The 13,800-nt window shown below is 37.7% G+C and carries 14 protein-coding genes; 4 read left to right on the top strand and 10 right to left on the bottom strand.

What is annotated here, in order from left to right; genetic code table 11:
• The first annotated feature begins 169 nt into the window (after positions 1-169).
• Positions 170-1,105, top strand: coding sequence for a YeiH family protein (locus AC3FI7_RS23855; protein WP_142725637.1), 936 nt, complete (start codon positions 170-172; stop codon positions 1,103-1,105).
• Positions 1,106-1,185: 80 nt separating this feature from the next.
• Here AC3FI7_RS23855 and AC3FI7_RS23850 read toward each other — a convergent pair whose 3' ends face one another.
• The 8 genes from AC3FI7_RS23850 to AC3FI7_RS23815 all read right to left on the bottom strand — a co-directional run bounded on the left by AC3FI7_RS23850 (position 1,186) and on the right by AC3FI7_RS23815 (position 7,469).
• Entirely contained in the window at positions 1,186-1,374 is a 189-nt protein-coding gene (locus tag AC3FI7_RS23850) for a hypothetical protein (RefSeq protein WP_142725636.1), read from the bottom strand.
• A 169-nt stretch (positions 1,375-1,543) separates the two neighbouring features.
• Positions 1,544-2,785, bottom strand: a complete 1,242-nt coding sequence (locus AC3FI7_RS23845; RefSeq protein ID WP_291903582.1) for an MFS transporter — start codon at positions 2,783-2,785, stop codon at positions 1,544-1,546.
• 73 nt (positions 2,786-2,858) lie between these two features.
• Positions 2,859-4,424 carry a ribonuclease Y gene (gene rny / locus AC3FI7_RS23840; RefSeq protein WP_172617113.1) on the bottom strand — a complete coding sequence of 522 codons (1,566 nt, stop codon included), beginning with the start codon at positions 4,422-4,424 and terminating at the stop codon, positions 2,859-2,861.
• A gap of 228 nt (positions 4,425-4,652) precedes the next feature.
• Complete coding sequence (locus AC3FI7_RS23835) at positions 4,653-4,940, bottom strand: cell division protein ZapA (RefSeq protein WP_077415090.1); 288 nt, start codon at positions 4,938-4,940, stop codon at positions 4,653-4,655.
• On the bottom strand, positions 4,940-5,332 hold the full coding sequence (locus tag AC3FI7_RS23830) for a hypothetical protein (protein WP_228451302.1): 393 nt from the start codon (positions 5,330-5,332) through the stop codon (positions 4,940-4,942). The genes AC3FI7_RS23835 and AC3FI7_RS23830 overlap by 1 nt, the downstream gene beginning before the upstream one ends.
• A gap of 46 nt (positions 5,333-5,378) precedes the next feature.
• On the bottom strand, positions 5,379-6,161 hold the full coding sequence (gene porT / locus AC3FI7_RS23825) for a type IX secretion/gliding motility protein PorT/SprT (RefSeq protein ID WP_142725633.1): 783 nt from the start codon (positions 6,159-6,161) through the stop codon (positions 5,379-5,381).
• A 3-nt stretch (positions 6,162-6,164) separates the two neighbouring features.
• Positions 6,165-6,827 carry a bifunctional demethylmenaquinone methyltransferase/2-methoxy-6-polyprenyl-1,4-benzoquinol methylase UbiE gene (gene ubiE, locus AC3FI7_RS23820; protein WP_232529200.1) on the bottom strand — a complete coding sequence of 221 codons (663 nt, stop codon included), beginning with the start codon at positions 6,825-6,827 and terminating at the stop codon, positions 6,165-6,167.
• Between the two features lie 72 nt (positions 6,828-6,899).
• The gene (locus AC3FI7_RS23815) at positions 6,900-7,469 is read right to left on the bottom strand and encodes a hypothetical protein (protein WP_142725632.1); all 570 of its coding nucleotides are present in this window, start codon (positions 7,467-7,469) and stop codon (positions 6,900-6,902) included.
• 101 nt (positions 7,470-7,570) lie between these two features.
• On the opposite strand from AC3FI7_RS23815, the gene AC3FI7_RS23810 reads away from it, so the two are divergent.
• Positions 7,571-8,638: a 3-oxoacyl-ACP synthase III family protein gene (locus AC3FI7_RS23810; protein WP_002980530.1), complete on the top strand. Its 1,068-nt coding sequence runs from the start codon at positions 7,571-7,573 to the stop codon at positions 8,636-8,638.
• Positions 8,639-8,703: 65 nt separating this feature from the next.
• On the top strand, positions 8,704-9,909 hold the full coding sequence (locus tag AC3FI7_RS23805; protein WP_142725631.1) for a metallophosphoesterase: 1,206 nt from the start codon (positions 8,704-8,706) through the stop codon (positions 9,907-9,909).
• A gap of 168 nt (positions 9,910-10,077) precedes the next feature.
• Here AC3FI7_RS23805 and AC3FI7_RS23800 read toward each other — a convergent pair whose 3' ends face one another.
• Positions 10,078-10,830 carry a polysaccharide deacetylase family protein gene (locus AC3FI7_RS23800; protein ID WP_142725630.1) on the bottom strand — a complete coding sequence of 251 codons (753 nt, stop codon included), beginning with the start codon at positions 10,828-10,830 and terminating at the stop codon, positions 10,078-10,080.
• 84 nt (positions 10,831-10,914) lie between these two features.
• Positions 10,915-11,880 carry an NAD-dependent epimerase/dehydratase family protein gene (locus AC3FI7_RS23795; protein ID WP_142725629.1) on the bottom strand — a complete coding sequence of 322 codons (966 nt, stop codon included), beginning with the start codon at positions 11,878-11,880 and terminating at the stop codon, positions 10,915-10,917.
• Positions 11,881-12,081: 201 nt separating this feature from the next.
• Here AC3FI7_RS23795 and ggt point away from each other — a divergent pair, with 201 nt between their 5' ends.
• Positions 12,082-13,770 carry a gamma-glutamyltransferase gene (ggt, locus tag AC3FI7_RS23790; RefSeq protein ID WP_142725628.1) on the top strand — a complete coding sequence of 563 codons (1,689 nt, stop codon included), beginning with the start codon at positions 12,082-12,084 and terminating at the stop codon, positions 13,768-13,770.
• Positions 13,771-13,800 lie beyond the last annotated feature (30 nt).

The raw sequence follows: 13,800 nt of genomic DNA, 5'->3' as shown, positions 1-13,800 counted from the left end.
AAAGTATTAATGATTGACTGCTGCGGTTGATTATCAGAAATACATTTCACATTTCACATTTCACATTTTACATTTTACTATAACTTTTAGTTATCCAATATAACAAAATACGATTTATATTGTTATACTTTATTCCGGAATTTTGGTGCAGATTTTAAAAATTCGCATTATGAAAAATTTCATTCAGCATGAAATGACCCGGAAAATATTTTTTATCGTTTTGGCTGTTGTATGCCTGACACCATTTATATCTTCACCAATAGCACTGGCTTTGGGATTTATCCTGGCTGTTCTCATCGGAAACCCATTTGAGAAACATCTTCACCAATATATTCATGTGCTGCTGCAGATTTCGATTGTAGGTCTTGGATTCGGACTGAAGCTCGATGAAGCGCTTCAAGCTGGAAAAACAGGTTTGATACTGACTGTTGTAAGTATTGTTACTGTAATGGTCTTGGGATATTTTCTGGGAAAAATATTCAAACTGGAAAGACCTTTATCTTACCTGCTATCCGCAGGAACTGCTATCTGTGGCGGGAGTGCAATTGCCGCAATCTCCCCTATCATCAAACCCAATACGAAACAGATTTCCCTTGCACTGGCTATCATATTTACCTTAAATTCTGTTGCGTTATTTGTATATCCTGCCATAGGACATCTGTTGAATCTTACACAGCAGCAGTTCGGGCTTTGGTGCGCAGTGGGAATTCATGATACAAGCTCTGTAGTGGGTGCCGCCAGTAAATATGGGGATGAGGCTCTGAAAATAGCCACCACAGTGAAATTGGCCCGTGCCTTATGGATCATCCCTGTTTCATTGATAACCATGTTCATTTTTAAAAGTAAAGGTTCAAAAATAAAGATTCCATGGTTCATCGGTTATTTTATTGCAGCTATTATTTTGAATACATATTTCCCCTTTTTTGACCGTTTCAGTACTTCAATAACTGTTTTAGCTAAATCCGGATTGAATCTTACTCTGTTTTTTATTGGTTCAACCCTTTCCCTTCGGACTCTGAAATCAATAGGATTAAAACCTTTGTCAGCGGCAGTGCTTCTTTGGGTTATCATAAGTATCGGAAGCCTTCTTTATATCATCCGTTAAAAGAGCAGGACCCTTTTGAAATCAAAAGGGTCCTGCATATTAAATGTGGAAATGTTTATTTCATACTGAAATAATTTTCTTTATATGGCTGACTCACCACAAGTATAAACCTGTGGACAACCGATGTACTGTACGCAATACCATGGACCTGTTACGGCTCCTGAGCAGCTGCATCCGCAAAGAGACAGATCAGGATTTCCGCTTACTCCTCCTGCGATATTTTTAAGGTCCTGCTTTCTTAGTTTTTTAGCATTTTTCATAATGTTCATGAGATTTAGTTTGATTAAACAATATAGTTTTTAGTTACTTTCCAAAGTTAAACAAATATTAATTACACGCAACAAAAATTAGTATAAAAATTAATAATTTATTGATTCTAACGTAATTATTATATTCAAAATAAGTAATCCTTTATTTTCATTTTTTAAACAGTTTGAATTACTCTGTAAATTCAAGGTCTCTGTTATGGGTTTCAGAAATGGTAAGCGAGGAATAAAACGCCAGCCCAAAAACCACTGCTCCTACTATTGCAGCACTTTCCACCACCGGAAAATGACCTTTCAGGGAATCAAAAGCCAGAATCATGACCGGTACAAGCCCTCTTACCATATTCGGAACAGTTGTGGTCGCTGTATTTCTGATATTGGTTCCAAACTGTTCTGCTGCCAGTGTCACAAACATAGCCCAATATCCTGTTCCAAAGCCAAGCCATACACAAAACAGATAATATTTCATTTCTGTATCAGTATTTCCAAACAGCATGATGACTACTCCGATCAGTGTAAAGATCAGCATGTAAACGATCGCCATTTTACGGGATTTTAGAGCATGAGAGATAAAACCGCTCAGCAGATCCCCTGCAGAAATACCTATATAAGCCCACATAATTGCTTTTCCGGGGTTGATATCCTTTATTCCCATTTCTGGGGCAAACTGATTGGCTAAAACCGCCAGAATCCCTATACAATACCACGTGGGTAATCCTACCGCAATACATTTTAAGTATCGTATCAAGCGATCTTTATTCGTGAAAAAAGAAAGAAAATTCCCTTTGGAGACGTTTTTATGTTCAATATTCTTGTAAATTCCGGACTCAGATACGCTGATTCTCAACAGTAATAACAGGATGCCCATTACTCCACCGATAATATAAGAAATGTTCCATCCACCAGCAAGTTCTACTGTAAGCTGAGCTACTACAGCTCCCATTAATCCAAACCCGGCAACAACTGAGGTTCCTATCGCTCTCAAATTCTTCGGCAGACTTTCAGAAACCAGCGTAATTCCTGCTCCAAGCTCCCCGGCAAGCCCAATACCAGCAATGAACCTCAAACCGGCATATTGGTACACTAAATGCTCTTTTGGGAAATAAGGCAGAAAACCACAGGCAATATTGGCTAAAGAGTATACCAGAATAGACCCGAAAAGTACGGAAAGTCTTCCTTTTTTGTCTCCGAAGATTCCCCAGAAAACACCTCCGAGAAGAAGCCCTACCATCTGGCAGTTCAGAATAAAGGTTCCGTCCGCATCCGGATTGAGGCCCAATGCTTTTAAACTGGGTATTCTGACAATTCCAAATAAAAGGAGGTCATAAATATCTACAAAATAGCCAAGGGCAGAAATGATAACGGGAATAGAAAAAATGTACTTCAGTTTTGAAGACAAGGACAATTCTTGCATTTTTAAGTTTTGATAAAAATAAAAAACCTTTCAATTTCTTGAAAGGTTTTTATTAAATATCTTTTTCTGATTATTATCTGGCAATATTTACAGCTCTCGTTTCCCTGATTACGGTTACTTTTACCTGGCCAGGATACGTCAGTTCATTCTGAATCTTCTCAGAAATATCATAAGAAAGCTGAGAAGCTACTTCATCATTTACTTTTCCGCTCTCTACCATTACTCTCAGTTCTCTACCCGCCTGGATCGCATAGGCACTGGATACTCCATCGAAGCTTAATGCTGCAGATTCAAGATCTTTCAATCTCTGGATGTAAGACTCCAATACCTGTCTTCTAGCTCCCGGTCTTGCTCCTGAAATGGCATCGGCAACCTGGATGATTGGTGATAATAATGATTTCATTTCAATTTCGTCGTGGTGCGCTCCGATTGCGTTAACAACTTCCGGATTTTCACCATATTTCTCAGCCCACTGCATTCCTAACAATGCGTGTGGTAATTCTGATTCCTGCTCAGGAACTTTACCGATATCATGTAAAAGACCTGCTCTTTTTGCTAATTTTACATTTAATCCTAATTCAGCAGCCATAGTCGCAGCGATGTTGGCTACTTCTCTTGAGTGCTGCAGTAAATTTTGTCCGTAAGAAGAACGGTATTTCATTCTACCTACGATTTTGATCAGCTCAGGGTGTAATCCGTGGATACCTAGATCAATGATTGTTCTTTTACCTACTTCAATGATTTCCTCCTCGATCTGCTTTCTTGTTTTTTCAACAACCTCTTCGATTCTTGCCGGGTGAATTCTACCATCAGTTACCAATCTGTGAAGGGACAGTCTTGCAATTTCTCTTCTTACCGGGTCGAAACAAGAAAGAAGGATCGCTTCCGGTGTATCATCAACGATGATCTCTACTCCTGTTACCGCTTCCAAAGCACGGATATTTCTACCCTCTCTACCGATAATTCTACCTTTTACCTCATCAGACTCGATGTTGAACACGGATACTGAATTTTCAATAGCCTGCTCGGTTCCGATTCTCTGAATCGTCTGAATAACGATTTTTCTCGCTTCATTTTTGGCATTCATCTGAGCTTCTTCCATGATGCTCTGAACATGTGCCTGTGCTCTTGTTTTCGCCTCAGCTCTCATGGTTTCTACCAATTCTGCTTTAGCTTCTTCAGCCGTATAGTTGGAGATTTTCTCAAGTATTTCTACTTTCTTAGTTGTTGCAATATCCAATTCCTGCTGTTTTCTTTCCAGAATTTCATTCTTCTTAGCGTAGTCTGCAATCTGCTTGTCTAAATCTTTTTCAAGTTTTCCAGTCTTGCTAAGCTCGTCATTCAGTTTGTGTTCCTTGTCTTTGATTCTTTTCTCAACCTCCTGCATTTTCTTTTCACGGGACTGAATATCTGCATCATGCTGTGATTTCAGCTCCAGGAATTTTTCCTTTGCCTGAAGGTTTTTTTCTTTCTTTATGGATTCAGCCTGTACATTAGCTTTTTCTATAAGGTTTTCGGCATTTTTCTTAGCATCATCTATGATGAATTTTGCTTTAGTATTCAGAGAACTTCTGGAAAAGAACATTCCCACGGCAGCCCCGATTACCAAACAAACAACACCGACTATAACTTCTATCATAATATATATTGAGTTTTAATTGTATTCATATCTAAATAAAAAAGCCTACAATAATCCAGAGATTGAGAGTAAACTCCTAATCAACACGATTTGAACTGATTTCCACTGTCTGTAATCCGGAAGTCCGGCACGCCATTCAATGGACATTTGTTCGGTAATTGTTTAGCGTTGAGTTTACCTTTAATGTGTTAGAATTATTGTAGGCAGTAATTTTTCAGGAAAAAAAATCTATTTCCCGATTTCATTCAACGACTGATTAATCTGCGTTAATCTTTCGTTGGTAGAATTAATATTTTTCTCGTAGTTAAGAGAAACCACTTCTGCATTGGTCCCAAGTTTAAGGGCACACATTGCCAAAGCATCCTGTTTATCTCTTACATCGAAGTTCTGTTCAAAATCTTTAATCATATTCTCGATCTGCTTCCCTACTTTACGCAAAGTTTCTTCCTCTGCTGCCGGTACGTTCAGCGGATACACTCTTCCTGCAATGTTGACGGTAATTCTCCTTATCTCCATTATAATCCACTGTTTTGAAGCTGAGCAATACAGAAATCAATCTCTTTCACCAATCTGTTGATATGGTTTTTCATTAACCTATTGTGTTCAGGATTTCCTGATATTGCTGAATAAAGTTTTATATTTTTTTGTTCTTCTGCTAATACCTGATTTTTTCTTCTTTCCTCATCATATTTCTTCTTCAGTTCTTCATGCTCAATACTTAATTCTTTTAAATTTTCCGTAAGATTTTTATAGTTCTTCTGCAGAGTCGAAATCTTTCTCTCTAGTTCTGAAAAATTGTTTTCTAAATCTTGAAGCATTTCAGGTTTGTATATTCTAACTAAAAGCAAAAATAAAAAAATAATAACACTAACAAAAATAAAACGCTCTATATTTTGATATACTAACAAAAAAGGAGGTACTGATGCACCTCCTATGTATTTTTAATAATTTTTTTTATTCAAATTTCAGAACAAACATTACGGCTCTTGTCTGCAATGTAGAAATAGCAGAAGACCAGTAAGGAGGTGTAGTGGCATTATCAGCCACTTTTTCGTTGTTCATGAAGAATGTTCCTCTGATAGCGGGAGTCAGTTTGAATTTGTTGAAATAAAACTGAATTCCCATTTCTGCAGACCATGCAAAATTGTGGGTGGTAGATCTGAAAATCCCCTGCATGTTATCATCTGTAGAAGTTGCATTAGACTGAAGGTTTACTACATAGTTCACCCCTGCTGCAACATAGGGTCTTGAGTTGTACCATCTTTGTCCGTGAAGTTCCAAAAGTACCGGAATATCAATCAAAGTAGATTTAATTTCTCTTACTTTATCCTTTTCCTGTAAAGGGAATGGCATAAAGGGATCGTTGGTCAAAGATCCGCCTGCATAAATATCATTGGATTGAGTATTAAAAGTCAACTGTCTTTGTGCAAACTGTAAACCTGGCTCTATTCTTACATCAAGATAGTCATTCAGTCTCCATTTTGCAATAAGCCCGGCACCGAAACTATAACTTTCCTTAGAGGTAACAAGGTTTTCATTATCATTCATCCCGTATTTCGGATGCAAAACAATGCGGTAATCCAGTCTGTTCCCGTTCAAATAAAACCCCCAACTGAATTTCTGTTCGTCGAAATCCTCCAACTTATCCATTCTGTTTCGGGTTCTGAATTGCGCGTTTGCAAAAACGGCAACATTTACTGAGGTTAAAACCAGTGCTTTTAATAGAAATTTATTCATAGGTTACTTTGTTGCTTTATAAATTGTGGCTATACCTAAACTTAATTTTTTATATTCAACTTTCTTAAATCCCGTATCTAAAAGAATTTGCTTCATCTTCTCCCCGAAAGGAAAAGCATTTACAGAATCCGGAAGGTATGTATATGCCCTATTATCCTTGGAAACCAGTCTGCCTATTGCAGGTAATATATTTTTGAAATAAAACATATAAAATGGTCCCATGAAACCCTCAACCTTTGAAAACTCCAGTATATAAACACTCTTGTTATCTTTAACTACTCTTCTTAACTCTGCCAAACCTTTGGTAAGGTTTTCAAAATTCCTAACTCCAAATGCAACGGAAACAGCATCAAATCTATTGTCCTCGAAGGGTAAATTTTCAGCATCTCCTTTTTGCATGGAAATTTTGCCGTCTAATTTAAGTTTTTTTATTTTAATAACGCCAACATTCAGCATTTGTTGTGATAAATCTAATCCAACTACTTTGGAACCGGTTCCTTTTTCAATGGTAATTGCAAGATCTCCCGTTCCTGTAGCCACATCCAGTACTTCCTGCGGATTATCATTTTTCATCCATTTTACCAGTTTATTTCTCCATAAAACGTCAATTTTCATGGATAGAACATGGTTCAGAAGGTCATACTTCGGTGCGATGTTGTCGAACATATCCTCTACCTGGCTTTTTTTTGTAGCCTCTGAATTGTAGGGAGTAACTTTGGTGATATCTTTTGTCAAAACTTAAAACTTGTAATATTCTTTGTAATAATTTAGGTAATCCTGCTTTCTGAAGATTTTGGATCTTGATTCCACTTTCTGGATATTTTTGATCAATTGATCATAGTCCTCATCTACATTGTAATAAAAATCTTCTGTATAAAGCTTATTGAAGCGTTTCGCTCCTCCGTAATAATCTTTTCCGTCAATAACCGTTTTATCAAGGGCTGCCAGTAATGAATCTTTTTTAAGGTTGTACCCGTAATACTGATCATTGATATAGTAATCCTGGTGTGTAATATTGATCAGACCACGAAGTTTATTCACTTCAAATGCTGAATCATAAAGCATTTTTTTATTCTGATCAAAAACCTGAATAGAGTTTTTCCCTTTATTCAGATCCACATGCACATACTGCCCCGCAGATATAATTCCTTCAGATCCGTTATTGATCTTGAAATAATAAGTGTTCGGGGTAGGATTATCTACAACATAATAATTCTTCTTGGCTAAAAAAAGGAAGTAGATCCCAAAGGCAACGATAAACGCCACAGCTGCAATAAGTAAGCCTTTTAAGGATGAGTTGTTTTTCATAGATTGTAAAGTACAATTTTTGCAAATTTAATAATATTTTTAATTCTCCGTTATTAATATTAATTATTAACTTTGCAACTTTAAAAAAATCATATAAACGAATGCCGAATACGATCATTATTGGCTCTGGATGTTATATTCCGAACAGAGTTATTGGTAGAGATTACTTCATGAATTCTGAGTTCTACACTGAAGACGGAGTAAAGATTGAAAAGCCTGTGGAAGAAACCATTGCGAAATTTGTAGAGATTACAGAAATCGAAAACAGGAGATTCATTGAGGATCATCTTTCCAACTCACAAATCGGTTATGAAGCTGCAAAAATTGCTCTTGAAGATGCAAAAGTAGACGGTGAGGATCTGGATTATATTATTTACGCAAGCAATTTCGGGGAGGTTACTGAACACGGATATGCTGATTTTATGCCTACCATGGCAGCGAGAGTGAAGAACAAACTGGGAATCAAAAACAGAAAGTGCGTAACCTACGATATGCTTTTCGGATGCCCTGGATGGGTAGAAGCCATGATTCTGGCAGATAACCTGATCAAAGCCAAGGTAGCCAAAACGATTCTGGTCATAGGAGGTGAAACCTTAAGCCGTGTAACAGATCCGCATGACAGAAACAGAATGATCTTTGCTGACGGCGCAGGAGCTGTAGTCGTAAAAGCAACAGATGAAGAAAATGTGGGAATTATCGCTCACAATACCATCTGTGACAATGGTCCGGAACTGAACTATCTTGAAAACGCTCCTTCCATCAATAAAGAAGTTGACCAGAGACGTCTGTATGTAAGAATGTTAGGAAGAAAAATCTATGAATACGCTCTGAAAAATGTACCGGTTGCCATCAAGGATACCATTACCGATGCCGGTCTTTCTATTGAAGATATAGACAAAATCTTAATTCACCAGGCAAATGCTAAAATGGATTATGCAATGATTGAAAGACTTCACAAGCTTTATGATGTGAAAGAATACGATCATGCCATCTCTCCTATGACGATCCAGGATTTCGGAAACACTTCTGTAGCAACGATTCCTACCATGTATGACTTAATAATTAAAGGAAAAATGGAGGGTCAATCGTTTAAAGAAAAAGGTAACATTGTGATGACTTCGGTAGGTGCCGGAATGAATATCAATGCTATCGTTTACAGATTTCCTTAATAATATTTAATAAACAAAAATATAAAGCACAGGGAAGTTATTCTTTGTGCTTTTTTTGATCAGACATGCAAAAGAATTTTTTAATTATCGCCGGAATCTTCCTGTTTTTGGAAGTATATATTTATCAGGCCGTCAGAACACTTACTGACAACCCGTGGATCAAAATCGGATATTGGATTATATCATTAGCCGTGTATGGAATCTTTGCTTATGAAGTCACCCATTACCAAAGATCAGACAGAAGCATGGTAAGGGCCCAGATCATGATTTCATTATTTTTGATTTTTATCCTTCCGAAAATTTTCGTGGTCCTGTTTTTATTGATTGATGACATCATCAGAATCGGAGGCTATCTGATAGGTTTTTCCCAACCTTCAGAAAACTTCTTCCCGGAAAGACGAAAATTCCTGAGTCTTGTCGGATTAGGAATGAGCGGGGTTCTTTCTGCTCTTTTCATAGACGGAATCACGTTTGGAAAGTACAGACATAAAGTCAGAAGGGTAAGAGTAAACTTTGCCAATCTTCCGAAAAGCTTCAAAGGCTATAAAATCATCCAGATTTCCGATGTTCATAGCGGAAGTTTCTCTGATCCCGGCAAATTAGAGCATGCTATTGAGCTGATCAATGAACAGAAACCTGATCTGGTCCTGTTTACCGGAGATATGGTGAATAATGTTGCCGATGAATTCAAACCGTTTATTCCTCTGTTTTCTAAAATCAAGGCTAAAGATGGCAAGTTTGCGGTCTTAGGCAATCACGATTATGGGGATTATGTAACCTGGGAATCACCTGCTGCCAAAAAGGAAAACCTCGACACACTGATTGGCTATGAAAAACAGGCTGGATTTGACATGCTGAGAAACGAGCACAGAGTTATTGAAAAAAACGGTGAAAAACTCTATATTCTAGGTGTTGAGAACTGGGGATTGAAACCATTTCCACAATTCGGAAAAATCGATGACGCTTTAAAGGATGTACCGGAATCTGCCACGAAGATCCTGATGAGCCATGACCCCACTCACTTTGATTATGTGGTAAAAAAACACCCTGCAAACATTCATTTAACCCTTTCAGGGCATACCCATGGAATGCAGTTTGGTCTGGATCTTAAAAACGTGAAATGGTCGCCAGTCCAATACAAATACCCAAAATGGGCCGACCTATATGAAAGCGAAGGAAAACTCCTGTATGTCAACAGAGGATTCGGAGTATTGGGATATCCGGGAAGAGTGGGTGTATTGCCTGAGATTACGCTTTTTGAATTGAGCTAGAGATGCAGGGCTCGGATACAGGTTATTGGTTGCTGGTTGTTTGGTTGCGAGTTAGTTTATTCCGGGTTACGTGCTACACACAACATCAAACATCAAACATCAAACATCAAACCTTAAACCCTTTACCTAATCCCTACAACCTGGCACCTGATATTTGCAACCTATCACCTAAAATATATAATCTTTCATACGGGAAGTAGCCATTTCCCTTTCATTGAGAAAAGTAAGGAGGGCATCTAATTTGTCCTCCATTTTTTTGCCCGAAAATAAGCTCCGGTAAAAAGGAATATCAAAACGGTATTGCTTGAAGTCCGTAAACTGCCATGCATTCAGGTAGATCAATACAAACTCTTCATTCTGCAAAGTTTCCAGCACCATATTCTGATAATATTTCATCGGCAGGATCTGGAACACAAAATCATTATAGGGAAGCTGACTGTAAGGAGAGATACTCTCTGGCACAATACTCAGCCCGTCTTCTTCTGTAATTTCCGTATCTCTTTTGAGTCTTTTGAATGGAAAAAGAATATTGGCATTATCAATATTAGAAACATAATTAAACTCCATCAGCTTCAAAATATCCTGTGGAACTTTCATATCTTTCTGGCGGATTCCCCTGATCTGTTTTTCCAGCAGATCCTGAATATTCTTTTTGGCATTTTCAATTTCTTCAGGATTTGAACCTTTATTATAAAAAGCAATTTCATGCCCTTTGGATGAAATTGCTTTTATTAAATTCTGAAGTTTTTCAGTAAGAGAAATCTCTACAAAAAAACTTGATTTGATATCATGAATATCTAAAATTCTAAGAATTGCTTTGGTATTATTTTCTATGATTTTCAATCGCTCTTCATCGGCAATCCGGAAGCCTTTTTTTACTTCAGCTTCAATACAAGTGATGTTAAACGTCAACAATACCATTTAAATTAAATTTTATATAAATATTTTAATACCTTAAAAATCAGATGTTAAAAACATTTTTATTTAAAGTATTACTTCACATTATTAATTCTTAGCTAATTTTACTTTCAGATTCTTGATCATATCTTTTGTCATTTCAGAAATCCCGAAGTCATACGTCAGCCCCCAGTCTTTTTTAGCTACTGAATCATCAATAGAAGCCGGCCAGGAATCTGCAATAGCCTGTCTGAAATCCGGGTTATAATCGATCGTAAAATCCGTAATTTCTTTCTTGATTTCTTCAGCCAGTTCTTTTGGGGTAAATGACATTCCACCCAGATTGTAAGAAGAACGAACCGTTAAACTTTCTTTTGGTGCTTCCATCAATTTCAAGGTGGCATTGATGGCATCATCCATATATAACATCGGCATTCCTGTATTCTCAGAAATAAAACTTGTATATTTTCCCTCTTCGATTGCTTTGTAGAAAATCTCAACGGCATAGTCGGTAGTTCCACCTCCTGCAGGAGTCTTCCATGAAATCAATCCCGGATACCTGATACTTCTTACATCTACTCCATATTTATCGAAATAGTATTCGCACCATTTCTCCCCCGCCATCTTAGAAATCCCGTAAACAGTTGTCGGATTCAACACTACATCCTGCCCCACATCATGCTTTGGAATTCCTTTTCCGAATACAGCGATTGAACTTGGCCAGAAGATCTTTTTAAGGAGTCCTTCTTTCGCCATTTCACAAAAATGAAGGAGTGGCTCAAGATTAAGTTTCCAGGCAAAAATAGGCTGCTTTTCCGAAGTTCCGGATAAAAGCGAAGCAAGGTGATACACTGTGGTGATATCATAATCTTTGATCACCTGTCTTACCAATTGTGTATTGGTGACATCCATTCTTTCATAATGTCCGGCAGAAGTAATCCCTTCCTGCCATCTGTCCAGTCCTGAAGCAACAACGTTTTCTGCTCCGTGGATTTCAACAAGTCTGTTTGTTAGTTCGGTACCAATTTGTCCAAGGGCACCTGTAATCAGTATTCTTTCCGTATAGGATTCCATTTTCAGATTTTTTTTAGAATTGTACAAAAGTAAAAAAAACATGTCAACCATAATAAAAAAGGTGTATTTAAAAACATTTCTCTGATAACCATCTTCATCTTCAATCAGATAATCTCAATGAAAGAAAAAACCAAATGCAATGATCATCAGGCTGTGATTCACTGAAAATTCAATAATTTTGTTTCAAGAAAAAACAATCATATGAAGAAGATTTTAATTGCTTCGATGCTGTTGGCAGCTCAGCTCAGCTTGGCTCAATTCACAGATATTAATATTATCAAAGAAGTACAGGTAAAAAATAAAGGAGTCGTCGTCTCTGCACATCCACTGGCCAGTGAAGCGGGAGCCAAAATCTTAAAGATGGGTGGAAATGCCTATGACGCTGTTACGGCAACACAGTATGCCCTTGCCGTTGTCTATCCACAGGCCGGCAATATTGGTGGTGGCGGATTTTTAGTAGGAGTAAAGAGTAATGGTGAAAAATTCACGCTGGATTACAGAGAAACAGCTCCGAAAAAAGCCTCCAGGGATATGTATATCGATAAAAAAGGAAAAGCAGATACTGACCTTTCTCAAAACGGAAGGCTGGCAGTAGGAATTCCGGGAAGTGTGGCAGGATTTTTTGCCACGCTGAAGTATTGTAAGCTGCCTATGGAAAAGATTATCCAGCCCGCCATTGATCTTGCAGAAAAAGGTTTTGCCATCACGGACAAAGAAGCAGAAATGCTGAATAACCAAAGAGAAAAATTTCAGAAGCACAATAAATCTTCCATCATTTTTGTAAAAGATACTCCATGGAAAGCCGGAGATCTTTTAATCCAAAAAGACCTGGCCGAGACTTTAAAACGAATCCAAAAATTAGGCGCAAAAGGTTTTTATGAAGGGAAAACAGCTGAGCTTCTGGTGGCTGAAATGAAAAGAGGCAACGGAATTATCACCCTGGAAGATCTTAAAAACTACAAAGTTGCAGAAAGAAAAGCTCTTGAATTTGACTATAAAGGAAATGATGTTGTCACCATGCCCTTACCATCAAGCGGCGGAGTTCTTCTTGCCCAGATGCTTAGAATGGCAAGTTTTGAAAACCTTGAAAAGTATCAGCAGAACTCGACAAAGGCTGTTCAGATCATGGCAGAAGCGGAAAGAAGAGCCTATGCGGACCGAGCTGAATATATGGGAGACCCTGATTTTATTCAGGACAAAACCTCTTATCTGATCTCTGATGAATACCTGAAAGGCAGATGGAAAAGTTTTAGTTTTGATAAAGCAACTCCAAGCGCAGAAGTTGGCAAGATCATAGAACAGCCTAAAGAATCAATGCAGACCACTCATATCTCTGTATTGGATAAGGATGGAAATGCTGCTTCAGTAACTACAACTCTTAACGGATACTACGGAAGTAAAGTTTTAGTTTCCGGAGCCGGATTCTTTTTAAATAATGAAATGGATGATTTCTCTATTAAACCAGGAGTCCCTAATATGTTTGGAGCAGTGGGCGGAGAAGCCAATTCCATACAGCCTAATAAAAGAATGCTTTCTTCCATGACTCCAACCATTATTCTTAAGAACGGAAAGCCCTATATGGTTGTGGGAACCCCCGGAGGAACAACAATTCCTACGTCGGTATACCAGTCAATTGTGAATGTTGTAGATTTTAAACTGAATGCCAATATATCAGTAAATGCACCGAAGTTTCACCATCAGTGGCTTCCGGAAACCATAACTGTAGAAAACAACTTCCCTGAAAGCACAATTTCTGAATTGAAAAGTAAAAATTATATCATAGAAAAAACAAAATATATCGGAAAGACAGAAATGATCGTTCTTGATGAAAACGGAAATATTCATGCAGTAGCAGACGGCCGTGGAGATGATTCTGTTGCCATAGAATAACTGACCTTAAGATATTATTACATTACGCTT

The sequence above is a fragment of the Chryseobacterium sp. TQ-BC-N36 genome (assembly GCF_058382295.1).
Note: the sequence above shows the minus strand (reverse complement) of the source record. Positions and strands in the feature narration are given on the sequence as shown.